The sequence below is a fragment of the Lysinibacillus sp. NPDC056185 genome (genome assembly GCF_047737915.1).
Classification (GTDB): domain Bacteria; phylum Bacillota; class Bacilli; order Bacillales_A; family Planococcaceae; genus Lysinibacillus.
The window spans coordinates 149202-174500 of the sequence record NZ_JBLLLQ010000006.1 but is presented as its reverse complement, the minus strand read 5'-3'; the positions used below and the strand labels follow the sequence as shown (position 1 = coordinate 174500).

Here is a 25299-nt window from a genome sequence, read left to right as displayed (position 1 = left end):
TGTCGGTCACTCAGTCGTGTGTTGTTGTTGCTTTGCTTTGATTTGCTTCGCTTTCGCTACAGAAAATAATTGCTGTATGAAATTAAAGTGATCCCTATAATTGAAAAGCTTCTTGTTTGACATCGATTAACAAACCCTTTGCAAGCTGTGCAATAACTACATCATCAGCTGGAGGATTAAAACGACTACATTGAACATCTCGAAAAAGTCGCTGAAATTTATTAGCTTTAGATAGACTTCGTCCCCCAACAACTTGCATTGCTTTTGTTACGATGTCAATCGCATTGTTACAAATAACATACTTTGCAATACTAACATCTTCAGAAAGCTGATCCTTAATCGCTGGATTTTGTTCTACTTGCGCTGCAATACTATACAATGTTCGGCGTGCTGTGCGATATAGCACTTCTATTTCACCCATTTTTTGTTGGACATGACTAGCGTGTGCGATTGTATTTTCTAAGCTGTATGAATAGGTATTTTTAGCAAAATCAATTACATAATCCCGAGCTGCACCCGCAACTCCTAAGTAAACAGCTGGAATTTCTAACGAGTAGACGCGACCATCAGCTAAAAAACGATTCACTTCATTTGGACGATGTTTGTATAGCAATGCCTCCTCTGGAACAAACGTTTCATGAAAAATAATGTCATGACTACCCGTTGCCCGCATTCCCATCGCATCCCATGTATTAATAACCTCTACCTGATCATTTTTGGTTATTAAAAATTCAGCTGTTAAATTTTCTTCTTCAATATAGGCGATAATCGTAAATTGTTTTAATATTGGGGCTAAGGAAGCAAAAGCCTTTTCACCTGTAATGATATAGCCTCCAGGCACTTTTTTTGCAATTGTTCCCGGTAAACTTCCACGAGAAATATTCCCCTTCCCTCGCTCGCTATTTATAATATTTAAGAGAGAACCTTCTTTAACTGCTTTATGGCACAATTCCGCAAATATAGGCTCAGGCCATGTCTTCGCCTCACGAACATTTAAAAAAGTTAATAAGTGCCACCCAACAGACAATGCAGTAGAAGCATCTCCTTTTGCTAATTGTTCCTGTACTAATAACATTTCATAAAGGGAAATTTCCTCACCGCCGTATTTTTTTGGCACCGTTAATTTAAAATAGCCAGCTTCCTCTAAAATTTTAAAGTGCTCAAACGGAAACTCTCCACTTTCATCATATTTACCAGCTGTCTCGTCAATTTGTTGTGCCAATTTAGAAGCATACTGAACTAACTGCTGCTCACGTTCATTTCGAATAAAAACATCACTCATCAATGAGTCACCTTGCTTTTAGTAAATCTATTTTGTGGTTTTTTCAGTCCTAAATGTTCCCTAAGTGTGGATCCTGTATATTCTTTACGATAAATACCACGCTCTTGTAAAATTGGCACAACCTTGTTCACAAAATCCTCTAAATCGCGTGGCAATAAAGGAAACTGTAACATAAAGCCATCTGCCGCTTCTTCTGTAATCCAACGTTCCATCTCATCGGCAATTTGCGTTGCTGTCCCAACAAAGGCATCACGCTTTGCAGGGCCAAAAAGGCGCGCATATAATTCACCGACTTTTAAATTTTCTTTTTTGATAATCTCCAAATGCTCGTAGAAATGACTTTGAATACTATTGACCTCAGGAAAATCCACTTCGATTGCAGGTGTATCTAACGAGTATTTTGAGAAATCAACATTTCCCATATAACCCGAAACAAATTTTAAGCTCTCATATGGGTCAATCAACGCTTGTAATTCATTATACTTACGAATGGCCTCTTCCTCCGTATCCCCCACAATTGGCGATATCCCTTGTAACACAAGTAACTCCTCATCGGTGCGCCCAAAGAGAGCAAGCTGTGCCTTTAAGTGGCGATAATGCTCCTTGGACTTCCCTATATCGTCCCAATGAACAAAAACAACCTCCGCTGTTCGCGCTGCTAATGTTTGCCCTGGTTTTGAAGCACCAGCCTGCACAATAACAGGCTGACCCTGAACGGAACGTGCAATATTCAACGGACCTTTCACTGATAAATATTTACCTTTAAAAGCGGTCTCATGTACTTTATTGCGATCATAAAAAATATTATGATCACGGTCGTAGACAAAAGCATCGTCCTCCCACGAATCCCATAATGACTGCACTACATCGATGAATTCCTCCGCACGTTCATAGCGATGATCGTGCTCCCAATGCTTGTCACGGCTAAAGTTTAAAGCCGTCTGCCCTGTTGCATCTGCTGTTGTCACTAGATTCCAACCGACTCTACCATTACTAATATGATCTACGGACATTAGCTGCCTTGCTAACACATATGGCTCACTATATGTGGTTGATGCAGTTGCCCCAAGTCCGATTTTGGTTGTCGCAGCTGCTAAAGCTGTAATCTGTATAAGAGGATCAAAGCGATTTAAAATATGTGGATGTGATTCATGATTGATCGCTAAACTATCCGCAACAAAAGCAATATCAAACTTGCCCTTTTCAGCAATTTGCGCCGCCTTTTGTAATGCATTAATATCGATGCTTGCATTAACTTTTGCAGACGGATGTTTCCAAGCTGCCACATGCATTCCTGCCCCAATTAAATATAACGCAAGCTTTAACTCCTTTTTCTTAGTCATTTTCTCGTCATCTCCCTTAATATGAATCAATTTCGCTGTCGCACAAATAAACAGAGGCAATAGGCCAATACAGTGTTGATCAATGAAGATAAAAGTCTTTCCATGTAGCTAATTCATCTAATGGCATTTTTATAGGAATATAATTGCCATTAGAAATATCTTTAATGAAATTCGCAGTTTCTTCACGCTGATAGATGTCAACAATTTTTAAAAATGTCTTATTGTCCTTATCTTCAGGCCTTGCCACGATGACATTAATAAATGGCTTCGCCGTTTCATTCTCATGAATAATGGCATCTTTCAATAGTAAGCCTGCTTCGACGGCAACCCCATTATTAATGACCGCAAAATCGGCATCTTCCATAACCCTCGGTGTCGTCGCACCATCTACTGGTAAAATGTTTAATTTTTTCGGATTATCTTTAATTCGGTCCTCTCCACCATTACCATCAAAATTATCCGTAACCGTCAATAAGCCATATTCTTGTAGCAGCAATAAAGCTCTACCCCAGTTAGAAGGATCATTTGGTACAGCAATTTTCGCTCCCTCTTTCAAATCATCCAAAGATTTATATTTGTTTGAATATAAGCCTATCGGAGCCATAATTGTTGTGCCAATCGCCTGTAAATCTGTTTTGTTATTTGTATTAAATAAATTTAAGTAAGCGACATGCTGAAACGCATTGATATCAACCTCTCTCTCCGCCAATGCTTGGTTCGGGTCGTATTGTGCTGAGAATGTCACTAAATCGAGGTTAATATCTTCCTTTGCAGCCTGTTCTTTTATATACTCCCATGTTTTCAATTCCGAGCTACGGATACCAACCTTCACAGTATCTTTTTCATCTGCTTTTGCACAAGCAACTAGTAGGAACAGTAATGCAATTAAAGTTAATAGATAATTTAGTTTCCTCATATTAAAATTCTCCTTTATGACACTCTGCGTAATTTTCGCTCAAGACTATTTCCAATACTTTGAATGATTTGTACTAGTACTACTAAAATCACCACTGTTACTAAAATCGTTACATTGTCAAAGCGTTGATAGCCGTAAGTAATGGCTACATCACCAAGGCCACCGCCTCCAACTGCCCCTGCCATTGCAGTCGCTCCAATAAGCCCAATTGTTGCAGTCGTGACACTTAATATTAAAGAGGGGAAGGCTTCAGGTAATAAAAACTTTTGAATAATTTGACGTGGAGAGGCACCCATCGCCTTCGCTGCTTCAATAATGCCTTCATCCACTTCCAATAATGAATTTTCTATTAATCTTGATATATATGGCCCTATATGCAAGACAAGCGGTACAATAGCAGCCGTTGTTCCTATCGCTGTTCCAACGAGTAAACGTGTAAATGGAATGATAGCAACTAGCAAAATAATGAACGGAATGGAGCGCAGGGTGTTGACGATTGGATTAATGATTGAAAAGATTATTTTATTTTCAAGAATATGCCCTTTTCTCGTCACAACTAAAGTTATCCCTAAAATAAAGCCCAAAATAGCTCCAAAAAATAACGAAATACTAACCATGTACAGCGTATCTAGCACTGCGTCGATAATTATTTGTGAGCTCACCTTCATGTGCAATAACCTCCTCTATTTGAATATCTTTCGTTTGAATAAATTGATGTGCCTTGTCTATTTCTTTGTTTGTACCAACTAGTTCAACGATTAAATTACCAAAGGGAATCCCTTGTAGCTCTGTAATATTGCCAAACAGTACATTGACATCGACATCAAATTTTTTCGCTACTTGAGAGACAACTGGTTGCCCAACGTCTACACCTATAAATTTCAGGTTATAAATCTTTTTAGATTGATCTATCGTTTTTAATTGCTCGTAGACAGATTGTGGAATGTCATCTCGAACTACCGATTGTACAAAGCTTTTAGTCGTCTCCTCTTGCGGTGCAGAAAAAATTTCAAGTACATTGCCTGTTTCAATAACTCGTCCGTTTTCCATAACAGCTACACGATTGCAAATATCCCTTATGACTTCCATTTCATGCGTAATCATTAAAATGGTAATGCCATACTCGATATTTACTCGCTTTAGTAGCTCTAATATAGATTTAGTCGTTTGCGGGTCAAGAGCAGACGTCGCCTCATCACATAATAAAATTGTTGGCTTTGTGACAAGTGCACGAGCAATGCCTACTCTCTGCTTTTGTCCACCTGACAGCTCATCGATGTAGCGCTCGGCTTTGTCCTGTAAACCGACAAACGACAAAACCTCCCTTACTTGACCTTCAATGTTTGATTTTTTTACGCCACTTAATACTAAAGGCATCGCAATATTTTCAAAGACAGTCTTTGAACGAAGAAGATTGAAGTGTTGAAAAATCATACCAATATTTTTCTTTTCCTCGCGAAGCTGCTTTTTGCTTAATGTTGTCAGCTCTTTGCCATTCACAAGAACGCGACCAGATGTTGGTTCCTCCAATAAATTCACTGTCCGTATTAATGTACTTTTACCAGCACCGCTAAAGCCGATAACACCAAAAATATCACCCTTTTGAATCGTTAAATTAATGTTATTTAATGCCGTTACAACGGTTGTTCCTACCTGAAATTCCTTTGTCATTTCGATAAATTCAATCATTTCACGTCTACCTCCTTAGCATTTCATTTCGACTACTCTCGACTTTTAAAAGAAGTTAAAATGCTGGAACGACAGCCCCCTTATACTGATCTTCAAAAAAGGTACGCGCCTTTTCGCTTGTCAGCCATTTAACGACTTTTTGAATCGCTGGATCATTTTGTTTTTCTTTTGTCGTCGCAACAATATTGACATATGGCGATTCTGGACCTTCTATAATAAGAGCATCCTTCATAGGGTTGTAGCCCCCTTCTAAGGCGTAGTTCGTATTAATAGCCGCTGCATCTACATCATCTAATGAACGAGTCAATAACTGAGAATCGACACCGATAAATTGAATATTTTTTTCGTTTTTTGTAATATCCTCAACTGTATAATCATTTTCCTTTGTTTTATCTAATTCAATTAGTCCATTATTTTGAAATAGTAGTAAAGCTCGAGAAAAATTGACGACATCATTTGGGACGGAAACTTTTGCATTTTGCGGTATATCATTAATATTTTTAATTTTTTTAGAGTACACACCAAATGGTTCAATATGAATTTCTTTTACACTCACTAAATCTAAATGGCTTTCTTTATTCGTTTGTTCTAAAAAGGGAATGTGTTGAAAATAGTTAAAATCTAGTTCACCATCTGCTGTTTGCTGATTTGTTTGAACAGCATCTTTTAAAATAGTAATGTCTAATTTCACACCATCTTTTTCAAGATCCTTTGCTAAATACTCTAGTACTTCAGCGTGTGGCACATTGGCTGCCCCCACCTTTAACGTTACTGTTTCATCTTTGCTCGCTTCCCCTTTGTTTGTGCAACCTACCAGCAAACCTATTATTAATACACCAACTAGTAGTCCCCATATAGTCCTCATTTAATTTCCTCCTTTTCGAATTAATTTACTTGGTTTTAATTTAAAATAAATCTTATCTGTTTACTTATGTTTGGTCAACGCTCGATATTACATTTTATCTGTAAATATTTAAAAATTCAGACAAAACAACAAGTTGAAAATTCCGTTTTGTCTAGAAAAATAACTAAATTAGCTCGAAAATACGCAAATTTAATTTTAGAATAGAATATTTTTACATACGAGATAGAAATATTCTATTAATACTCTACAAGCTACGAAATAAAAAAAATCCGAGTAGCATTTAACCACTCGGAGTTCTAATTATAATTCATTTAATACATCTTCAACAAATGCCCATTCTTCATCTGTTTCAATCGGTAATAATTCATCAATCGTTCCGTCATTTCCAGATACGAATTGTGAAGCAAAAATATCTCGCTCCTCTATTGGCTCGTCCGTTGCCAGAACATAAAGTACATAGGATTTGCCAAATTGTTCTGATGAAAATGTATGAATAACCTCACAGACCTGATCTGCCCCATCCTCATCTGTTATTGTAAATAGTTGCGGCTCTTCTTCAAATTCGTCTAGAAGTGTCAGGACTACCTCATTAATCATTTCCCACTCTGCATCTGTTTCTACAGGCTGTAGATTTGTCATTTCTCCATTGTTATCATCATAATCAAATGTCATAGCAGAAATGTCTCCAGGAATTTCATTACCGTCTTCGTCGATTAACGAAAACAATACATATGATTTTTCATCTGCATCGAAAGTGAAGACAACACGACACTTTTGCTCCTTGCCATTTTCCCCTACTATAAGAAATTCTTGCGTTTCTTCGTTCATATAATTTCCTCCTTAATTAGACTTAATTATGTTTCCAACTTTGATACGAGTCATTTTTTGGGTAACACAAAAATATCATCTTAAATTCATTGGATTCGTCATAGTCTCACATAACCTCACAGCTATATGGCTCAACACCATAACGTATGGTTGATTTCCGTTCCGGCTGGGCGCTTTGTAGCTGACGCTTTGCTTTCGCTACAGAAAACATTTGTAGCTGACGCTTTGCTTTCGCTACAGAAAACATTTGCCGCTGACGCTTTGCTTTCGCGCAGATAAAACAATTGTTGCTGTCGCTTCGCTTTCGCACAGAGCAAAGCTTCCTGGGGGCGTCCGATGAGCCGCTTGGGCCAACACGATGTTGGTCACGAAGGCGTTATCACTGGACGTGATGGTTTTAGCCTTTGTTCCTCTATCGCTGATCCCCAAGGAGTCGCCCAGCCTCCACTCCAATCAACTAATATACAGGGTATATAATCAATTATGCCTCAGCATAATTGCGTCCGGAGTCTTTAGGCCAACATGATGTTGGTCACTCAGTCGTTGCCACAGGACGTGGCGTTCTTAGACTGAGTTCCTCTATCTCAGCGGGTTTGGACACCAGCTGAAAAATAACTTAAATACACATTCATTTCACCATCTATATAGGTGGAGACTTCTGTACCTGTCGCTACGCTTTCGATACAAAAAACATTTGAAAGAAGTTAAAAAAATGTCATCCACAACTTTCGGTGATGAAACAGCTTTATTCTTTCTAAAGTAAAAAAGGAACAAGGAGTGCTTGTGCCATCCTTGTTCCACACTTATAAAGAACGATGATTATTCTTCGTCTTCATCCTCTAAAGCGTTTAATACGTCTTCTACCATATCCCACTCTGCTTCAGTTTCGATTGGTGTTAATTCACCATCTTCACCATTTTCAGATGGAACGAATGAAGATACGAAGATTTCTACAGAGCCATCTTCATCTTCTTCTGCGCCTACCATAGAGTAAAATACGTATGATTTGCCAAATTCAGCTGATTCATGTACGTGAATTACTTCACAAAGCTGTTCATTTCCGTTCTCGTCAATCACTGTAATGTGTTGTACATGTAATTCTTCTTCATGGTTATGCTCTTGTGCCATGTAGTTGTCACCTCATCAATTAATTTTTGCTATCCAAGTAGCCTTGTAAAATCATCACAGCAGCCATTTTATCAATGACTTGCTTACGCTTTTTGCGACTCACGTCTGCTTCGATTAGCATACGCTCAGCAGCCATCGTAGTTAAACGCTCATCCCAAAGCTTGACCGGTAGTGAAAATGTTTCTTCTAAAAGCTTTTTATAGTTTTCAGAAGCTTCTCCACGCGGTCCCACCGTATTATTCATGTTTTTCGGATATCCTACAACAAATTCTGTTATAACATACTCCTTCACTAGCTCGGCTATTCGGTCAATGCCGAACTCGCCGTTAGCTTCATCAATTTTTACGGTTTCAATACCTTGGGCCGTCCACCCTAAAGCATCACTAACAGCAACGCCAACAGTTTTTGACCCAACGTCTAATCCCATAATTCTCATTTCTAGTCCTCGTTGTTCTTTTTAATATAAAACTTAACAAGCTCTTCTAGAATTTCGTCACGCTCAAGCTTGCGAATTAAATTACGAGCATCCTGATGGCGAGGAATATACGCCGGATCACCAGAAAGTAAATAACCGACAATCTGATTGATAGGGTTATATCCCTTTTCCTCTAATGAAGAATGTACTTTCAACATTACCTGCTTGACTTCCTGTTCCATTGATTCTTCTGGAAAATTAAATTTCATAGTTTGATCAAATGAACTCATGACCAGCACCTCGCTTTCAGAAATAAGGAGATGTGCAAAAGCTCATCTCCAATTTCTCTTTATTATAACATGTTTTGGCGTATTAATTAAATGGATTTAACATAATCATACACAGAAAGTAGTGCTTCATCAAGTTTTGACGCTTCTTTCGCACCTGCCATCGCCATATCTGGACGACCGCCACCTTTACCACCACATGCTTCTGCTACCATTTTTACGATATTTCCTGCGTGGTAATTACCACCAACTAAATCTTTTGTTACACCAGCACATAGCATAACTTTTTCGCCATCGACTGCACCAAGAACGATAACAGCTTTAGGCATTTTTGCTTTCAAGTCATCCATCATTTGACGCAGTTGATTATTGTCCTTCGCCTCAACTTTCGTAGATAAAACAGTTACATCCCCAAAAGTTTGCGCTGCGTCCACAATTGCGCCTGCTTGTGCATTCGCGATTTTTTGTGATAATGCCTCATTTTCACGTTGCAAATCTTTGTAGTCGGCTTGTAACGCATGTACTTTTGTCACAAGATCTTTTGAATTTGCTTTTAATAATGCTGCAGCTTCGTTTAATAGAGCTTCTTCCTCTTTTACCGCTTCATAAGCAACTTTACCTGTCACAGCCTCGATACGACGAGTACCTGCACCTATACCACCTTCTGAAACAATTTTGAAGAAGCCAATTTCAGAAGAACGTTTTACGTGAATACCACCGCAAAGCTCAATAGAGTAGTCACCAATTGAAACAACGCGAACGATATCGCCATATTTTTCACCGAATAACGCCATTGCTCCCATAGCTTTCGCTTCATCGATTCCTTTTTCTTCAATAACGACCTCTATATCATCCCACACTTTTTCATTTACAATACGTTCAATTTGTTGTAATTCCTCTTTTGTCACTTGTCCGAAGTGAGAGAAGTCAAAGCGTAAGCGATCAGGTCCTACATATGATCCCGCTTGGCTAACATGGTCGCCCAGTACATCTTTTAGCGCACGTTGCATAATATGTGTTGCTGTATGGTTTTTAATAATTAAATTACGTTCTTCACGGTTAACTACTGCTTTCACTGCATCTTCAACTTGCATTTCGCCAGATTGTACAAGTACAGTATGAAGCGGTTGACCATTTGGAGCTTTTTGTACATCTTTTACAATAGCAGTGAAGCTATCATTTGAAATAACACCGCTATCCGCAATTTGACCACCCATTTCAGCATAGAATGGTGTTTTAGCTAAAATAACTAATGCTTCTTGCCCTTCAGATGCTACCTTTGACACTTGTCCGTTGACAATGATCGCTGCAATTTCTGTATTTGTCGTTAATGTATCATAACCAACAAATTCACTCGCAACCGTCAAGTTTGTTAGTACTTCATTTTGTACTTGCATAGAATCCACATCTTGACGAGCTGCACGTGCGCGTTCACGTTGTTCTTCCATTGCTGCTTCAAAGCCTTCATGATCTACCTTCATGCTTACTTCTTCCGCATACTCTTCAGTTAATTCGATTGGGAAACCATAAGTATCATATAAACGGAATGCATCTGCACCTGGAATATAGTCATGGCCAGCTGCTTTTTGAGCTTCTACTACTTCGTTAAAGATAGCAAGACCACCGTCTAATGTTTCATGGAAGCGAATTTCTTCATTTTTAATAACACGTTGGATAAACTCGCATTTTTCCGTTACTTCTGGGTAGAAATCATTCATGATTTCACCAACAGTTGGTACTAATTCGAACATAAATGGCTTTTCAATGCCGATTTGTTTTGCATAGCGCACTGCACGACGTAGTAAACGACGTAATACATAACCACGACCTTCATTTGAAGGAAGAGCACCATCACCAATGGCAAACGCTACTGTACGAATATGGTCCGCGATAACTTTAAATGGTGTATTGATATCTTCTTCTGAACCGAAGATTTCACTTAACGCTACTTCACCTGGACGTTTGTATTTGCGATTTGCTAATTGCTCGATTTTTTCAATAATAGGCATGAATAAATCAGTATCAAAGTTCGTTGGAACATTTTGAACAACTGATACAATACGCTCAAGACCCATACCAGTATCAATATTTTGTTTTGGAAGCGGCGTATATGTGCCATCAGGATTATGGTTGAATTGAGAGAACACCAAGTTCCAAATTTCAAGATAGCGTTCATTTTCACCACCTGGATACATTTCTGGATCATTTTCATCTGAACCGTATTCTTCCCCACGGTCATAGAAAATTTCTGAGTTAGGACCAGATGGGCCTTCACCGATATCCCAGAAGTTCCCCTCAAGTCGGATTAAACGCTCTTCAGGAATACCAATTTCGTTATGCCAAACGTCATACGCCTCTTGATCTTCAGGATGGATCGTAATAGATAAAAGCTCTGGATCAAAGCCCATCCATTTTTTATCCGTTAAGAATTCCCAAGCGAAATGAATAGCTTCTTTTTTGAAGTAATCCCCAATTGAGAAGTTTCCTAGCATTTCAAAAAATGTATGATGTCGAGCCGTTTTACCTACGTTTTCAATATCATTTGTACGAATTGATTTTTGGGCATTTGTAATACGTGGATTTTCTGGAATAATACGACCATCGAAATATGGTTTAAGTGTTGCAACACCTGAGTTAATCCAAAGTAATGATGGGTCATTGATTGGCACTAGTGGTGCTGATGGTTCATGATGATGACTTTTTTCTTTAAAAAATTCTAAATACATGCGACGAATTTCTACTGCTTTCATTTGAAAAGTTCCTCCCTATATGTTTTGTAAAAATCACGAAATGAATCCGCAAATCAATTTTGCCTTGGCGTAAGCTTTCACGCAGATAAACATAAAAAAGCCCCCATCCCCAAAAAAGGGACGAGGACTTGTGATTTGTCTCGCGGTACCACCCTAGTTGTAAGTAAAAGTATACTTACCTCTTTAGCACTTGTAACGTAAGTGAACGGCAGGGATTAACTGCACTCTGGAGTAGCTTTCGGTACTTGCTATTGTGAGGATTTTTTCAGCCAAGAAATCCCTTTCTTTTACACGCACAAATACGTACTTTTTCCATCATCGTTTTTTACAATTTTCTAACGAGAATTATAAAAAAAATATTTCCTTCTGTCAAATTCGCACTATAATTGCTAATCCTAACTAAGCTCACTTTTTATGCTATCGCGAGAAATAATTTTTTTTGTAAAAAACGAAGGTAGACATTCCTGTTAACAAGACCATTACGACGATTACTACCCAAAATGCATTAGATGCATTTTGATAAGGTAGAGGCACATTCATCCCATAAATGCTGGCAATTAACATCGGCACCGATATTATGATTGTAAATGAAGCAAGTAATTTAAGTACTTGACTTACGTTGTTTTGAATTACGTTACCATATGCATCCATAATATTATTTAAATTCGTTTGATTAATTTCCGTCACTTCATATGCTTGATCGATTTCAATAAGCACATCGTCTAAAATACTTGCATCATCATCATCTAATTTGATATTACTACCCTGTAATATTTTTTGCATTGTAAATTTCATCTGTTTAAGTGATGTTACCATGTATATAAGACTTTCATTCAAGTAAAGTAGTGTGTATAGCTCACTATTACGATATGATTTGGCAAGTTCTTTTTCTGCTAATGTGATTTCCCGTTCAATTGTAGCTAAAAAATGAATATATGCCCGAGCTGTTATGCTTAATATATTTAAAGTGTTGCGCGTTTTCAAATGTGTCTCAAAAAGAGTCATCCCGCCATTAAACAAATCTTTCATGAAAGGCAGCTCTTCATTACATATCGTAATCATATGATTTTTTGTGTGAATAATCCCCAGAGGAATAGTTCGATATTTCACATCTTGAGAAGAACTCTCGACATCTAACTGATCGTACGGGACATGAATAACCATCAAGACCGCTCCGTTGCGCTCTTCAATTCGCGGGCGTTCTTCGATATCAAGTGAATCAGTTAAAAAATCTCTTGGAACGGCAAGAGCTGCCACTACACGTTCAATTTCACTGGATGTTGGCGCTTCAAGATGAAGCCAACTGTTATATCCAATATTTGATGTTTGCTCAAATTTACCTTCGGAATTACTTTTGTGTATTAAAAGCATTTTGCAACATCCTTTCTATCTACGGTATTGTATGAAAATATTAGAAACGTAAAAATTTTGTTTTGTAAAATACGTAGACAAGACCTCCACTGACCCCTAGCATTAGTCCAATAACTACTAAAAACATAATTGGCTGATCTTCATAGGGCAATGGAACGTTCATCGAGAACACACTTCCAATTATTGTCGGAATCATTAGCACAAGCGTAAGAGTAGTCAATATTTTCAAAACGCTATTTAAGTTATTGTGAGTAATTGCCGCGTACGCATCCATTAGATTGCTTAAACTAAGACTACGCATTTCCGTTACTTCCGCTGCTTGTTCAAGATCTACTAATGCATTATGCAGCATCTCCTCATCTTCACTATATAGTTTTATATCTTGTCCTTTGGAAAGGTGTAAAAAAACATTGCGCATAGCTCGTAAAGATGTCGAAAAATATACCAAACTTTTATTAATATGAATCAGACCGAACAACTCTCGGTTATTATGCGATTCTTTTAATTCTTGCTGTAATCGTCCAACCTGCGCTTTTATGCGCTTGAGAATATCAAGATACGATTGAGCAATTGCTTCAAATAGTAGCAATGTTATTCGAGTCTTCATATGCGTTTGAAAAGTTCCGTACTTTCCTGAAAATATGTCTCTACATAATGGATTGTCTTGTTTTGTGACAATCACCAAATGATCTTTTACATGGATGATGCCGATTGGTATTGTTCGATAAGGAATCTCTTTGTACAAACGTTCCTCATTCATCGCCACGGGGGAATTGAGAATGATACCCATTGACGAATCATCCTTTTCAATCCGAGGCCGTTCATTGATATCTAAAGAATCACGAATAAAATCTTCCGGAATATTAAGTTTATTTGAAATTTGAGATATTTCAGTATCTGTCGGATCCACAAGATAAAGCAACGTGTTGTGAACAATATTAGATACCTGCTGTAATTGACCTATTGAATTACTTTGATATATTGTAAGCATCTTTTCTCCTCGCTTTCTCTACTAAAATAGTCGTTTTTTGTAAAACACCCAACCTGTTAACACGCTAATGACTATAGAGAGGGACATAAGTACTAATAACGCGTATTCTTCATCCTGCCTTGGCAACGGGAAATTCATCCCATATATCGTTGCGACCATCGTCGGAAACGTCAAGATAATCGTAAATGCAGTTAAAACTTTCACTACAATACTAAGGTTAATTTCAATCACCGCAGAATATGCGTCCATCATGCTGCTCAAATTTTCATTGTAAATTTTTGATGTATCAAGAGCTTGTTGCATCTCATTAAGAGTGACTTGTAGCCGTTTTTCATCTTCTTTATTCATTTCTAGTACTCTTGACAATTTCCCCATCATCACAAGATTGACTTTTAGTGCCTTTATGAAATAAACAAGGCTCTTATTAATATTGAGTAAAGTATACACTTCACTGTTCTTGATTGATTTTTGTATTATTTTTTCAGATACAATAACTTTTTGATTAAGATCATCAAGGCATCGTAAACAATAACGAGCCGCAACAAGCAATAACTGTAAAATAAAAGATACGTTTATATGATTATTCTTATCGAGAATTTTGCTAAATTCCTGTAAAATTGGATGACTAACACGACAAACTATTACAATTACTTCACTTGTTTGAATAATACCGATTGGAATTGTCCTATATGGTATAGTTTCATCATTTGGCATTTTTAAGGGTACATTGACAATCAGCAATGAATTATTTCCACTTTTTTCAATTCTTGATCGTTCATCAATATCAAGGGAGTCACTGATAAAGTCAGTTGGTACTCCAAGGCGATTAGCAACATACTGTATATCCTCTTCTGATGGTTCAATAAGATATACACAGCTACCTTGAACGATCTTAGGCTGTTCTTCCAGTAGCCCTTCTTTGCTTCTTTTATAGATTTTAAGCATTGAATCGTCCTCCTAATCTGCTGAATTAAAACAGATTTAAGTTTTTTACTCCTACTATCTCCATCGGTCGGACTCGGACTCTCCATTTTGACCCCCTCCTTTCTAAAAACGAACTCTTTTACCCCTGCTAAAAGGATTTAATCGATATGGCATTATGCAATAAGGATCTTTTTGGAAATTAAAAAACCCTCTAGGAGTCCTAGAGGGTATAAAAAGTGCACAAAAATAAGCAGCACAAAAAAGCACTTTCGATTCCCCCTAGTCGAGTTTTAGCACTATACACCGTAAAGAGACGAATTTATCTCTTAGCCACCTTATGAAAAGCCTTAATCCGGCAATTCCTGTTCTACCCATGGGCATCTTTCGATATTTCTGGGCAGTGGCCTATGTTTGTATAGGAGCCTCACCTAACGAGGTTTTATTTAATTTCACCGCAATCGTAAGCCGTATTTTTTAATTTGTCAAGAGTGAAAAAATATTTTTCAGGTTTTTTTATTACGAATTTCCGCATGAAATGAGAAATAAACAGAGTAGTCTTCAACAAAATTTTTTTGCGGTTGTTTACGAAGAAAATTTTCTCTATTAAACTATTTCTCTGTTCTTTTAAGCTGTTTATTTCAAGTGAAAAATTGATAAGAAACTTTAGTAAATATTCCGGTAGACTTCGCTCCGCAACGAAAACAGAGCGACAAAAAGCACTTGCCTCTCTTCAATCTCTATGTACTTTCATAGGCACTTTCTTTTTAATCAAGAATAGATTGTTCAGCAGTTTTAACACAAAAAAAACATACACAGACTTAACAACAGTTACAGAAGCTATCGATACAAATTTATAAATTTTTAATTCAAAAAACCACTTCCCTAAGATTGGATTTGAAGTCCTTTGTTAGCATAAAAATAAGCCACATCAACAACGGTTAGGCATATATGTTGTAAAAAAATTTATTGGAACGGAGATTGGATAAGAGGCTAAAGGCATTCCTTCCTGTGGTACGCCTTCGTGGCCAATATCATTTCACCCCAAGCTGCTCATCGTCCCCCCAGACGTTACGGAAATCCTCCCACTTTATGATGATACGTCGAAAATACACTATTCCCCTGATACCATTTTAAGATTTTAATTTTTGAAACAGTTGTTGACAACCAAAATTATTCGGAGTACAATTCACCTGAAAACAATAAATCCTCGTTAGGTGAGGCTCCTATGTAAACATAGGCCACTGCCCAGAAATATCGAAAGATACCCATGGGTAGAACAGGAATTGCCGAATTAAGGCTTTTCATAAGGTGGCTAAGAAATGATGTCATTTCTTTACGGTGCATAGTGCTAAAACTCGATTAAGGGGAATCGAACGTACTTTTTTATTTTTTCGTGCGCTTTTCATCCCCTCTAAATCGTTAGAGGGGTTTTTATTTTATTTGACTATAAAAGGGGGAACATGTGATGGATAGTTATTCGATATGGCATTTCATATTTTTAAATAATTCGAATATGGCAAAAGGCAGCGTTTTTGCGTTCAGTCCGCATATGTCCCTTTCTTCAAAAATCCAATTATGAATTTTTTCGCAAATTGGCGTTTACCAAGATAGGTTTATTTGATGTGTACGTCGAACAAGATACATTCTAAGCAAGAAGCTCCCTTTTTTACGGGAGCTTTTTTATATTATTTTTATTTTAGTGGCATTCTATAAAAAGAACTGAAGAGGTGATTGACGATGATAATGACAGTAGAAATGATAATCAAGTTAAGCCTAGCTTTACTATTCGGATTATTGATTGGGATTGATAGACAGATTAAACAAAAACAACTTGGCATGAGACCTAGTATGGTCATCTGTATTGCCAGCTGTTTATTAACAATTGTATCCATAGAAGCATTCGGAAAATTTGGAGGTGCCAATCATCCGAATATGGATCCGATGAGACTTGCTGCGCAGATTGTAAGTGGAGTTGGTTTCATTGGTGCTGGTGTTATTTTACGAAGAAGTAACGAGGTGATTTCTGGTCTTACTTCCGCTGCGCTAATCTGGTCAGCTTCTGCGCTTGGAATTTCTATCGGGGCGGGGTTTTATATAGAGGCAACATGTGCTGTTATCCTTTTGATAGTGGCAGTCAACATTGTGCCCTTTTTCATTAAAACATTAGGTCTATCAACACTTAACCGACAGGATATTTCATTAAAAATTATCGTGGAATCGAATTATCGTATGACAGAATTAATTAAAATGATTAAGCATAGAGGGCAAAATGGATCTTCAAAAAAATATGAATATAAAATTCGGCACTTCAAGCTTAAAGATATTGATAACGATCACCAATTAATTGACTTAGTTCTTTCGGTACCAGAAGATCAATATACGACGGAGATTTATTATTATGTTAAAAAGATTGATCACGTCCTGAGTGTCGAAATTGAGAATTTGTAATAGAAAGGAGCGTCAATAATGATTAGACTACATCAATATAAATATAAAGAAGAGTACACATACTACATGTTGCAATCTTTAAAGTCTGAAAAAAAAGATTCTTTTCGAAAGGATTTTCTAGATTTACACCCTATGGATCAAGCAACATTTTTTATAGAACTTAGTGAGGAAAGACGTTTCACGATTTATTCTTTTTTAACTCCTTGTGAATTTGGAGAAATTTTTAGCGAGCTAGAACCATCTATGCAGAAAAAATGTATTATAGAGCTTGACCGTCGATTTGCAGTGGAAATGTTAAATGAATTACCTCCAGATGACGCCACAGATTTCTTGGGACTACTATCATATAAAGAAGCCGATTTTTATTTGGAACGTATGGAAAAAGATGAAGCCGATGATATTAAGCAATTACTTCAATATAAAAAAGGGTCAGTCGGAGCCTTGATGACAACAGACGTAGTAATAGTTGCAAAAGATGACTTAGTAATTGATGTGTTTGAACGCCTAAAGCATAGTGAAGGAGATGCAGAAACTTTTTATTACTTATATGTAACAGATACCAATAAACAATTGCTTGGAGTCGTATCATTACGAGAGCTAATAATTTCCCCACCAGAGTGTCGAATGGGTGAAATTATGAACTCTGGGATCATTTCAGTGTCTGCCCATACAAATCAGTCCGAGGTAACCCAAATCATACGTAAATATGGTCTTTTAGCAGTCCCTGTTGTAACAGAGAATTATGAACTGCTTGGAATCGTTACTTTTGATGATGCGCTGACTTATCTATAAAGATAGTGATATTTTCACAGCAATTATACTCAATGAGAAGTAATTGTATCAATTATACCTCGGATAAATGCGTCCGGAATCGACTTTATGCTTAGGTCTGTAAATATTTTTTTGCGCGAAAGCGAAGCGGCAGCAGCAGTTGTTTTTTTGCGCGAGAGCGGAGCAGCAGCGGCAACAACATGACGTTGGTCACTCAGCCTTGTGTTGTTGCCGCCACTGCGCATTCGCACAGATAAATTGCCACAGGACGTAGCGTTCATAGACTGGGTTCCTCTATTTCAGCGGATGTTTTTTGTACCGAAAGCGCAGCGGCAGGTACAGATATTTGGACACCCGCTGAAAGAAGTTAAATTAATTTTAAACAGTTACTTCCTCAAAACTAATTATTATTTTTCAAAAAGTTTTCTACCCGATTAACTAATTCTTCCCTATTATAAGAATTATAAAGCGCGCTGGCTAAACGAACTGGGTCTCCAAAGAAAAAGCGCTCATACAGTGTTTGTCTTGTACCAAAGCTGCTCATCGTTAAATCCCAAGCTAGACGGAATTTTTTGACGCGCTCCTTTCCACCATCCTGAAAAGACTGTAAATAATGCTCAAGGTCGCCGTCATCCGCAGTAAATGCTTTTTCACTTGGAATGGACATTAATCCGCTTGCGCCAAGTAACTGGATAATTTCTGTAAAGGTCGGATATACTTTAGGGAACATCTGAATAGCTACTTGTACTGTTGGGAGATCAGGTCTTATAAAACCAAATTCATCTATTTTTGCTTCTACTTCAGACTTTAACAGTAAGGCCTTCATCGTTTCTAATGTCACGATGATATCCACGACCTTTTGCTGCACATGTTGATATCCGCCGATATTTATCGTATCTACAATTGACTGTACAACACCTAAGACAAATTCTGTTTTGGCAATTTGACGTGTTAGAACTTGATGTAAACCATATGTTTGAAAACCACTTACGTTCAAAAAGTTATTGGCAACTTCCACATTCTCATAATAAAAGACGCGTTCCCACGGCACTACAACATTATCAAACACAACGATTGCATCCATTTCCTCGTAACGACTACTTAATGGATAATCAAAAACCGATTCCCCTCCGACAAATGATTGCCTACATAAAAACTTTAAACCTTTTGTATTACTTGGGATAGAGAAAGCAAAGCCTTTTCCTTCATCAAAACCATTTGTTGATATAACAAGGAGTTCATCTGTAATTCCTCCCTGTGTCGCTAGTAATCTCGCACCTTTAATTACTAACCCTTCGCTCGTTTTATCTACAATTTTAGCAGCAATTGTAACATCTTCATCTTCAAAATAAAACTTTTGACGGTTTACTTGTGGCTCGATAAATGTATGTGTCATCGTCAAATCGTTCTCACGAGCATACTCATAAAATCTTAATAAATGCTGAGGGAAACAATTTGGCTTATCTTTCAAATATTCTGCTACGGATGCTAGAGCCATTAATGTCGTATTCATGTAATCTGGGCTTCTCCCCATAAGGCCATTATTGGATAATGCCCACTCTCGTATTGCATTACGTCTTTTCACGAGATCATCGACTGTCACCGCTTGAAGGAAAGACATACCTACACGCTTATTACTTGTTGGTGAAACATATGTCATCTTTTCAAGCAATTCCTCTTCACTTTGTAAATCAAAAAGCCTTGCCTGACTCTGCATTACTCCCTTAAATGCTGGATGCTCCGACACCTTCCCTGTGACAACTTTCCCATCAATCGAAATATAAGTTTGTAAAGCGTCAATACGGTCAATATATTGTTTTCCTGTAATTACTGGCATACAGTCACCCCTAAACGTTACAAATGTTTTTATACTTGATTAGTATATGATTTTTCCCAATATTAGGTTCCGGATACGCCAACTGTATTATAGCAAACCCTATTTTTTCTTAACTGTATTACTTTTTAAATACAGTTTAAAGCCTGCAATTATTGCACGATTTTTCAGTTACTTTAGATAAAAACGGTTTCAATTAGCACTTTTTTAACGAGTTCAATTTTGCGACATATTCACAAAAAAGTCATTTTCGACTAGTACAGAATTGCTAGATTTTTTGTATATGCAGGTGTAAGATAGCTTCGTAACCAAAACAAAATACATCTTTTTATTAAGGGAGAATATATATGAATAAACAAATCGTCTCGTACGTGGCGGAAATGGAAGCTGCTTTAATGAATAAAATGGAGGATCATAATGAAGAGAATCTTTTATTTTCTATTGCTTCAGATATGATTGCCAAAGAAAAAGATCAATTTAAAAATGTTTGCCAAGCATATGAAGTCGTTAAACATCACCTAGTTGGCATCCATTAAATCAATAATGCCTCGGTATAATTGCGTCCGGAATCAGTTTCAGTGAATGTTTTTTGTACCGAAAACACGCGACAGGTACAGATGTTTGGACACCCGTTGAAAGAAGTTAAAAAAATCGCACAAAAAACCCGATCAATTCGATTTGATCGGGTTTTTTATTTTACTTCGTGTACGGAAGAACCATTTTTTGGAAATTGTCAAATGTTGTATTTTGATGAGTTGCTAATCGTTTAATTTGATATACATCATCGTACGGATTGTTATAGCCAACCTTCGTTGAAAATGCCATTGTGAATCCAGCTTCCTTTACAGCATTAATGTTATTCGAATTATATTGCCCAAACGGATAAGCAAAAGCCTTAGCATTCGGAATAATTGCTAAACTACGCTGTAAATCCTGAACAACCTCACGGTAAGGGATTAGAAGCATTCTGCCTTTATTTCCTTCTAAAACATGTAAATTGTAAGTGTGTGATTCAAACGCAAAAACATCTTGCATATTTGTTATATCCTGACGTGAAAGGGGCTGTAAATCATTATAATTAAAAATTTGCCCATCTTTCGCACTTTCATTACGGGACGTAATTAAAAATTGTGTAGCTTTAAAGCCATTGTTTTTAAGTACAGGATACGCATATTCACGTGTCGATAATAGACCATCATCAAAAGTCAAAACAATTGAATAGGCAGGCAGTGTAATTTCATTGCGCATGAAACGCCATAATTCATCTACAGTAATGGCTTCGTAGTTTTTACTTTTTAAATACTGCATTTCTTTTGTAAATTGAACATCTGTCACCGTAGTACTTAAATTTTTGAAACGCCCAAGCTCATGCTCTTTTAATATATGATGATACATCATTACAGGGACGCCACGATCAATCGCTACTTTAGAGCTATGGATATAACCTTCACGACCACCAAGTACTGTTACGTACCAAGCTCCCTCTTTCCGCAATATCGGATAACGGCGATTTGTATCTAGCTTAGCAAATGGTTGTAATGTTGTTGTTTTGGTATCATAAATCTCACTGTTTGCAGAAACAGGGATGAAATACTCATTTTTCATGGCATTGTCCTTACCAACATTTTTATATGAAGGCGTATTTAAAAATTTCATCTTTGATTTTTCTGCATAAACATATGATTTCCCCCAACGAACTTGAACATATGTTGGGTCCATTGAATCTACAACCTCTAGCTGTTGGCCTTTCATTAACGTAGCAATAGCCATCTCTTTATCACGGCGGAAATCATACAGAATTACGTTTTCTAACGCCTCTATATAGCCATTTTGTTTACTAGGAGGAGTTGTAGTTGGTTTTTCAACAGGCTTTGAGGTATTTGTATTTGTATTTGTTGAATTTTGACCTTTTTCTTTTTCTACAAAATTACTATGTACAAATCCTAAGCGTCCGTTCACAGCAATTCCATACCAATTACCCATTCCGCTATATATAGGGAAGCGAACTCCCTCTGACAATGTAGCAAATTGAACAAGTTTATTGCCAGTATTATCGTAAATCGGTGCAACCTTTGTTGCGACTATATAATCAGTTATTTTAGCAACAGTTGGGACTGTGTTTTTATAAGTTGTTGCTGGAACAACGGTTGTATAACGTTTTTCAACATAACCATAATAACCACCCCAACGGATTTGCCACCAATTGGCTCCATAATCTTTTGTTACTTCAAAAGTTTGCCCTGCTGATAATGTCCCCACCTGCACTAGTGAGCCTGAACGATTATCAAAGACAGTTGCTTCCTCATTCACTTGGATGACAGTATTTTTTGCATATGCTTTTTCTGCAAAAGGTATTAGCATCATGAATAGAAGCAATAATAATAAGCGTTTCACTCTTTATTCACCTCAAAAAATTTTTATTATCTTTTACTTCAATCATTAGACGATTTTCCAACCAATAAAAGTTTATTGGTTGAATTAATTTCATAAATCATATTTTCCTTCAGAACCCTGGATACTAAAGGATCACTTATCTAAATAATCATACGGCGAGACACCATCCATTCCAATCAATGGATGGATATATGGTTCTGTTTCTACCGTTAGTTTGAAATCAACGGATTGTTTTTCATTTTGTAAATCTTCGTTTAATGGAATCGTTACTACTTCTACAATTCCCTCTGCAATTTCCATTGGATTGAGTCTTGCACGTAAAGACGTAAAGCGCTGTAAATCATCCGTACGCTGTAAGCCATCTGCTAGCACATCAGGTTCGCCACATAGAATTAAGAAATTTTTAGCACGCGTAATACCTGTATATAACAAATTACGACGCAGCATCTTAGAATAACCTCGTACAACCGGCATAATAACTGTTTGGAACTCAGAGCCTTGCGATTTATGAATAGAGCAACAGTAGGCAAGTGTCAATTGATTGAGATCACTTCGTTGATAAGTTACTTCAATACCGTCGAATGATACAACAAGCAAATCTTGTTTCTCAATTGTTTCCTTTGCCTTAATAATGCTAATTACCTCACCCATATCACCATTAAAAACGTTGCTTTCTGGTTGATTGACAAGCTGTAAAACTTTGTCCTTTATGCGATATGTGACATCACCAAAAACGAGCTCTTTTCTAGTACCAGTATCGTTTGGATTAATAAGTTCTTGAATCATTTTATTTAAATTATCTATTCCCGCTGGACCTTTGTACATGGGTGCTAACACTTGGATATTACGAATTTCTTGACCTTTCACAACCGCACTTTTCACAACCTGTGTGACAACGCTTGCTACCTGATCTGAGGAGGCTTTTATAAATGAACGGTCAGATGTTTTTAAAGTTAGGTCATTTGTGATATTACCACGTTTAATTTGATGAGCAAGTTCAATAATTGTTGAGCCTTCAGCTTGTCGATAAACATCTGTCAATTCCACAGTAGGTATTTGCCCAGAAGCCAACAAATCTTTTAACACCTGTCCTGGTCCTACTGGTGGAAGTTGATCTTGATCTCCTACAAAAACGACTTGTACATCCTCATGTAAGGATTTTAATAGTTGATGCGCGAGCCAAGTATCGACCATCGACATTTCGTCTACAATAATGAGTTTCCCTGTTACCTCACGCTCAGTTTCTTCCTCTTTTTCCTGACCTGTAAAGCCTAGCAATCGATGAATTGTCATTGCTGGAAGTTCTGTCGATTCCGAGAGGCGCTTGGCAGCACGTCCTGTTGGAGCACATAAAATAATCGGAAAGGGTTCTTCTTTTTGTGCATATTCCTTCGGGTTCAATGATAGTCCGTGTAGCTTTGCATACACTTCTACTACACCCCGAACAACAGTTGTTTTACCTGTCCCAGGTCCACCAGTTAAAATCATAACGGCGGAATTTAGTGCTTGTTCAATCGCATTCGCTTGCGTTTCAGCATATGTGACATTAAGAAACTCTTCTGTTTCACCAATCACTTTTCGTATTTCGTCCTTACTAAAATGTTCAGCCTTATTGTTACGTTCGATTAAAGCTAATATTTTTGATGCAATTCCTACTTCTGAAAAATATAGGGATGGTAAATATAGTCTTGTTTCTTCCCCACAAATTTTACTTTCCTCGCGCAATTCGATGCAAGCTTTAGAAATGATTTCAAAGGGAATTTCCTCTCGTTGGCTTTGCTCAAGCATATCTTTTACTAGTGGTAAAACATTTTCTGCATCTAAATACACATGACCATCCGATAAAGCTGCTGTATTTAGAGTATGTAAAATCGCCGCCTTAATACGGTCTGGATGATTGCCAGTAATCCCTAATTTTGCACCTAGCTCGTCTGCACGAAAGAAACCAACACCCTCTACATCTTCAATCAGACGGTATGGATTTTCAGTTAATAATTCAACGGCCTCTGTTCGATATGTTTGGTAAATTTTCATGCCGAGCTGTGGTCCGAAACCCCATTCATTAAGTTGAATCATCACTCGTTCTAAGCCTAAATTTTGTTCAATTGTACGATGGATAACCTCTTTTTTTTCAGCAGATAAACGAGGCACAGCATCAAGAGCATTTGGGTCCTCTAAAATAAGACGCAACGCATTTGCTCCTAATTTCTCTACGATTGTTTCAGCAGTTTTTTTTCCGATTCCAACAAACAAATCACTCGATAAGTAATGAATAATTCCTTGCTCTGTTGCTGGCACTTCCTTGGTAAATGTCTCAATTTGAAATTGCACACCATATTTTGGATGCTGTTTCAATACACCAGTAAAACGATATTGTTCATCCATCTGTAACGGCGGAAAATATCCAACAACTATTATTTCCTTATCTTCGTACTGTAAGTTGGTCTCTTGAATTTTCACACGAACTATCGAATACATATTTTGCGCATTATGGAAGATAGAGACAATAGGGCGTCCGAGTATAAAAAATTTATTTAGTTCAAATAAATCAAGGTTCTCTGCCATTCTCGGTTCGTCCTTTCGTGTTCATTTCAACCATTATATTTTACCACACCATAATGTGTAAAATCGCTTAAAAAGAGAATTCAATAAATTTTATTCCATTTTAATCAATTATGCCTATGTATAATTCCGTGACATCCTCCAGAGGCTTTTGGCCAACAAATGTTTTTTGGACGAAAGCGTAGCGACAACAACAACAACAACAACAACAACAACACGATATTGCTCACTTAGGTATTTTCACAAGATGTGAAGTTCTAAACCTGAGTTCATCTATTTCAACGAGGCAACACCAGCTGTAAAGAGATTAAAACCCGTATTTCACCACTTATAGAGGTGGGAGACTTCTGTTAGCAGACATCGCTACAAGAATATTTGTAACAGCCGTTTCACTTTTCGCTACAGTAAACATTTGTAGCTGTCGCGTTGCTTTTGCTACATAAAATAATTGCTGAAAGAAGTTGAAATTAGTGTGATAAATAACATTTCACGGTTTTTATC

General features: G+C 37.2%; 22 protein-coding genes, 2 riboswitches and 1 other annotated feature. Of the genes, 4 read left to right on the top strand and 18 right to left on the bottom strand.

Annotation, left to right across the window (positions count from 1 at the left end):
* Positions 1-94 precede the first annotated feature (94 nt).
* From ACMZ42_RS08655 to ACMZ42_RS08620, 8 genes are all read right to left on the bottom strand, one after another.
* The gene (locus ACMZ42_RS08655; protein WP_415731182.1) at positions 95-1282 is read right to left on the bottom strand and encodes an acyl-CoA dehydrogenase family protein; all 1188 of its coding nucleotides are present in this window, start codon (positions 1280-1282) and stop codon (positions 95-97) included.
* Positions 1282-2625 (bottom strand): LLM class flavin-dependent oxidoreductase, encoded by a 1344-nt coding sequence (locus ACMZ42_RS08650; RefSeq protein WP_415731181.1) that lies wholly within the window; start codon positions 2623-2625, stop codon positions 1282-1284. The genes ACMZ42_RS08655 and ACMZ42_RS08650 overlap by 1 nt, the downstream gene beginning before the upstream one ends.
* Before the next feature lie 79 nt (positions 2626-2704).
* Positions 2705-3541: a MetQ/NlpA family ABC transporter substrate-binding protein gene (locus tag ACMZ42_RS08645; RefSeq protein ID WP_415731180.1), complete on the bottom strand. Its 837-nt coding sequence runs from the start codon at positions 3539-3541 to the stop codon at positions 2705-2707.
* Between the two features lie 14 nt (positions 3542-3555).
* Entirely contained in the window at positions 3556-4209 is a 654-nt protein-coding gene (locus tag ACMZ42_RS08640) for a methionine ABC transporter permease (RefSeq protein ID WP_415731179.1), read from the bottom strand.
* On the bottom strand, positions 4151-5230 hold the full coding sequence (locus tag ACMZ42_RS08635; RefSeq protein ID WP_415731178.1) for a methionine ABC transporter ATP-binding protein: 1080 nt from the start codon (positions 5228-5230) through the stop codon (positions 4151-4153). Before ACMZ42_RS08635 ends, ACMZ42_RS08640 begins: the two co-directional genes overlap by 59 nt.
* A 55-nt stretch (positions 5231-5285) precedes the next feature.
* The gene (locus ACMZ42_RS08630) at positions 5286-6095 is read right to left on the bottom strand and encodes a MetQ/NlpA family ABC transporter substrate-binding protein (protein ID WP_415731177.1); all 810 of its coding nucleotides are present in this window, start codon (positions 6093-6095) and stop codon (positions 5286-5288) included.
* Positions 6096-6395: 300 nt separating this feature from the next.
* Positions 6396-6923 (bottom strand): DUF1292 domain-containing protein, encoded by a 528-nt coding sequence (locus ACMZ42_RS08625; RefSeq protein WP_402870316.1) that lies wholly within the window; start codon positions 6921-6923, stop codon positions 6396-6398.
* 106 nt (positions 6924-7029) lie between these two features.
* Entirely contained in the window at positions 7030-7233 is a 204-nt protein-coding gene (locus tag ACMZ42_RS08620; protein WP_415731176.1) for a hypothetical protein, read from the bottom strand.
* A 26-nt stretch (positions 7234-7259) separates the two neighbouring features.
* Here ACMZ42_RS08620 and ACMZ42_RS08615 point away from each other — a divergent pair, with 26 nt between their 5' ends.
* Positions 7260-7400 (top strand): hypothetical protein, encoded by a 141-nt coding sequence (locus tag ACMZ42_RS08615; protein ID WP_370075359.1) that lies wholly within the window; start codon positions 7260-7262, stop codon positions 7398-7400.
* A gap of 342 nt (positions 7401-7742) precedes the next feature.
* On the opposite strand, the gene ACMZ42_RS08610 is transcribed toward ACMZ42_RS08615, so the two are convergent.
* The 7 genes from ACMZ42_RS08610 to ACMZ42_RS08580 all read right to left on the bottom strand — a co-directional run bounded on the left by ACMZ42_RS08610 (position 7743) and on the right by ACMZ42_RS08580 (position 14810).
* Complete coding sequence (locus ACMZ42_RS08610; protein ID WP_370075360.1) at positions 7743-8051, bottom strand: DUF1292 domain-containing protein; 309 nt, start codon at positions 8049-8051, stop codon at positions 7743-7745.
* 19 nt (positions 8052-8070) lie between these two features.
* Complete coding sequence (gene ruvX / locus ACMZ42_RS08605) at positions 8071-8487, bottom strand: Holliday junction resolvase RuvX (RefSeq protein ID WP_370075361.1); 417 nt, start codon at positions 8485-8487, stop codon at positions 8071-8073.
* A gap of 2 nt (positions 8488-8489) precedes the next feature.
* Positions 8490-8756, bottom strand: coding sequence for an IreB family regulatory phosphoprotein (locus ACMZ42_RS08600; protein WP_004226839.1), 267 nt, complete (start codon positions 8754-8756; stop codon positions 8490-8492).
* 86 nt (positions 8757-8842) lie between these two features.
* The gene (alaS, locus tag ACMZ42_RS08595) at positions 8843-11503 is read right to left on the bottom strand and encodes an alanine--tRNA ligase (RefSeq protein WP_402870309.1); all 2661 of its coding nucleotides are present in this window, start codon (positions 11501-11503) and stop codon (positions 8843-8845) included.
* A 113-nt stretch (positions 11504-11616) separates the two neighbouring features.
* Positions 11617-11831 (bottom strand) — a binding site (T-box leader).
* An 89-nt stretch (positions 11832-11920) separates the two neighbouring features.
* Complete coding sequence (locus ACMZ42_RS08590; RefSeq protein ID WP_415731175.1) at positions 11921-12874, bottom strand: magnesium transporter CorA family protein; 954 nt, start codon at positions 12872-12874, stop codon at positions 11921-11923.
* 40 nt (positions 12875-12914) lie between these two features.
* On the bottom strand, positions 12915-13865 hold the full coding sequence (locus ACMZ42_RS08585) for a magnesium transporter CorA family protein (RefSeq protein ID WP_415731174.1): 951 nt from the start codon (positions 13863-13865) through the stop codon (positions 12915-12917).
* 21 nt (positions 13866-13886) lie between these two features.
* Positions 13887-14810, bottom strand: coding sequence for a magnesium transporter CorA family protein (locus tag ACMZ42_RS08580; RefSeq protein ID WP_415731173.1), 924 nt, complete (start codon positions 14808-14810; stop codon positions 13887-13889).
* A gap of 247 nt (positions 14811-15057) precedes the next feature.
* Positions 15058-15232, bottom strand: a riboswitch (M-box (ykoK) riboswitch).
* A gap of 756 nt (positions 15233-15988) precedes the next feature.
* Positions 15989-16163: riboswitch (M-box (ykoK) riboswitch) on the top strand.
* A 369-nt stretch (positions 16164-16532) separates the two neighbouring features.
* Here ACMZ42_RS08580 and ACMZ42_RS08575 point away from each other — a divergent pair.
* Positions 16533-17237, top strand: a complete 705-nt coding sequence (locus ACMZ42_RS08575) for an MgtC/SapB family protein (protein WP_402870433.1) — start codon at positions 16533-16535, stop codon at positions 17235-17237.
* Positions 17238-17255: 18 nt separating this feature from the next.
* A complete protein-coding gene (locus tag ACMZ42_RS08570; protein WP_415731172.1) occupies positions 17256-18029 on the top strand; it encodes a magnesium transporter in 774 nt (257 codons plus the stop codon).
* Between the two features lie 379 nt (positions 18030-18408).
* Here ACMZ42_RS08570 and hpaB read toward each other — a convergent pair whose 3' ends face one another.
* Positions 18409-19845, bottom strand: a complete 1437-nt coding sequence (hpaB, locus tag ACMZ42_RS08565; RefSeq protein WP_415731171.1) for a 4-hydroxyphenylacetate 3-monooxygenase, oxygenase component — start codon at positions 19843-19845, stop codon at positions 18409-18411.
* Positions 19846-20189: 344 nt separating this feature from the next.
* On the opposite strand from hpaB, the gene ACMZ42_RS08560 reads away from it, so the two are divergent.
* Positions 20190-20378, top strand: coding sequence for a hypothetical protein (locus tag ACMZ42_RS08560; RefSeq protein ID WP_370075369.1), 189 nt, complete (start codon positions 20190-20192; stop codon positions 20376-20378).
* 160 nt (positions 20379-20538) lie between these two features.
* Here ACMZ42_RS08560 and ACMZ42_RS08555 read toward each other — a convergent pair whose 3' ends face one another.
* Positions 20539-22236: a polysaccharide deacetylase family protein gene (locus ACMZ42_RS08555; protein WP_415731170.1), complete on the bottom strand. Its 1698-nt coding sequence runs from the start codon at positions 22234-22236 to the stop codon at positions 20539-20541.
* Positions 22237-22368: 132 nt separating this feature from the next.
* Positions 22369-24801, bottom strand: a complete 2433-nt coding sequence (locus ACMZ42_RS08550) for an ATP-dependent RecD-like DNA helicase (RefSeq protein WP_415731169.1) — start codon at positions 24799-24801, stop codon at positions 22369-22371.
* Positions 24802-25299: the final 498 nt, after the last annotated feature.

Excerpts from the sequence above, each read along its gene's own strand:
- ACMZ42_RS08610 (WP_370075360.1), bottom strand. The coding sequence starts at position 8,051 with ATGGCACAAGAGCATAACCATGAAGAAGAATTACATGTACAACACATT.
- ACMZ42_RS08575 (WP_402870433.1), top strand. The coding sequence starts at position 16,533 with ATGACAGTAGAAATGATAATCAAGTTAAGCCTAGCTTTACTATTCGGA.
- ACMZ42_RS08645 (WP_415731180.1), bottom strand. The coding sequence starts at position 3,541 with ATGAGGAAACTAAATTATCTATTAACTTTAATTGCATTACTGTTCCTA.
- ACMZ42_RS08635 (WP_415731178.1), bottom strand. The coding sequence starts at position 5,230 with ATGATTGAATTTATCGAAATGACAAAGGAATTTCAGGTAGGAACAACC.
- ACMZ42_RS08650 (WP_415731181.1), bottom strand. The coding sequence starts at position 2,625 with ATGACTAAGAAAAAGGAGTTAAAGCTTGCGTTATATTTAATTGGGGCA.
- ruvX (WP_370075361.1), bottom strand. The coding sequence starts at position 8,487 with ATGAGAATTATGGGATTAGACGTTGGGTCAAAAACTGTTGGCGTTGCT.
- ACMZ42_RS08580 (WP_415731173.1), bottom strand. The coding sequence starts at position 14,810 with ATGCTTAAAATCTATAAAAGAAGCAAAGAAGGGCTACTGGAAGAACAG.
- alaS (WP_402870309.1), bottom strand. The coding sequence starts at position 11,503 with ATGAAAGCAGTAGAAATTCGTCGCATGTATTTAGAATTTTTTAAAGAA.
- ACMZ42_RS08590 (WP_415731175.1), bottom strand. The coding sequence starts at position 12,874 with ATGCTTTTAATACACAAAAGTAATTCCGAAGGTAAATTTGAGCAAACA.
- ACMZ42_RS08625 (WP_402870316.1), bottom strand. The coding sequence starts at position 6,923 with ATGAACGAAGAAACGCAAGAATTTCTTATAGTAGGGGAAAATGGCAAG.
- ACMZ42_RS08655 (WP_415731182.1), bottom strand. The coding sequence starts at position 1,282 with ATGAGTGATGTTTTTATTCGAAATGAACGTGAGCAGCAGTTAGTTCAG.
- ACMZ42_RS08585 (WP_415731174.1), bottom strand. The coding sequence starts at position 13,865 with ATGCTTACAATATATCAAAGTAATTCAATAGGTCAATTACAGCAGGTA.
- ACMZ42_RS08600 (WP_004226839.1), bottom strand. The coding sequence starts at position 8,756 with ATGAGTTCATTTGATCAAACTATGAAATTTAATTTTCCAGAAGAATCA.
- ACMZ42_RS08550 (WP_415731169.1), bottom strand. The coding sequence starts at position 24,801 with ATGGCAGAGAACCTTGATTTATTTGAACTAAATAAATTTTTTATACTC.
- ACMZ42_RS08570 (WP_415731172.1), top strand. The coding sequence starts at position 17,256 with ATGATTAGACTACATCAATATAAATATAAAGAAGAGTACACATACTAC.
- hpaB (WP_415731171.1), bottom strand. The coding sequence starts at position 19,845 with ATGCCAGTAATTACAGGAAAACAATATATTGACCGTATTGACGCTTTA.
- ACMZ42_RS08560 (WP_370075369.1), top strand. The coding sequence starts at position 20,190 with ATGAATAAACAAATCGTCTCGTACGTGGCGGAAATGGAAGCTGCTTTA.
- ACMZ42_RS08615 (WP_370075359.1), top strand. The coding sequence starts at position 7,260 with ATGAGCCGCTTGGGCCAACACGATGTTGGTCACGAAGGCGTTATCACT.
- ACMZ42_RS08630 (WP_415731177.1), bottom strand. The coding sequence starts at position 6,095 with ATGAGGACTATATGGGGACTACTAGTTGGTGTATTAATAATAGGTTTG.
- ACMZ42_RS08640 (WP_415731179.1), bottom strand. The coding sequence starts at position 4,209 with ATGAAGGTGAGCTCACAAATAATTATCGACGCAGTGCTAGATACGCTG.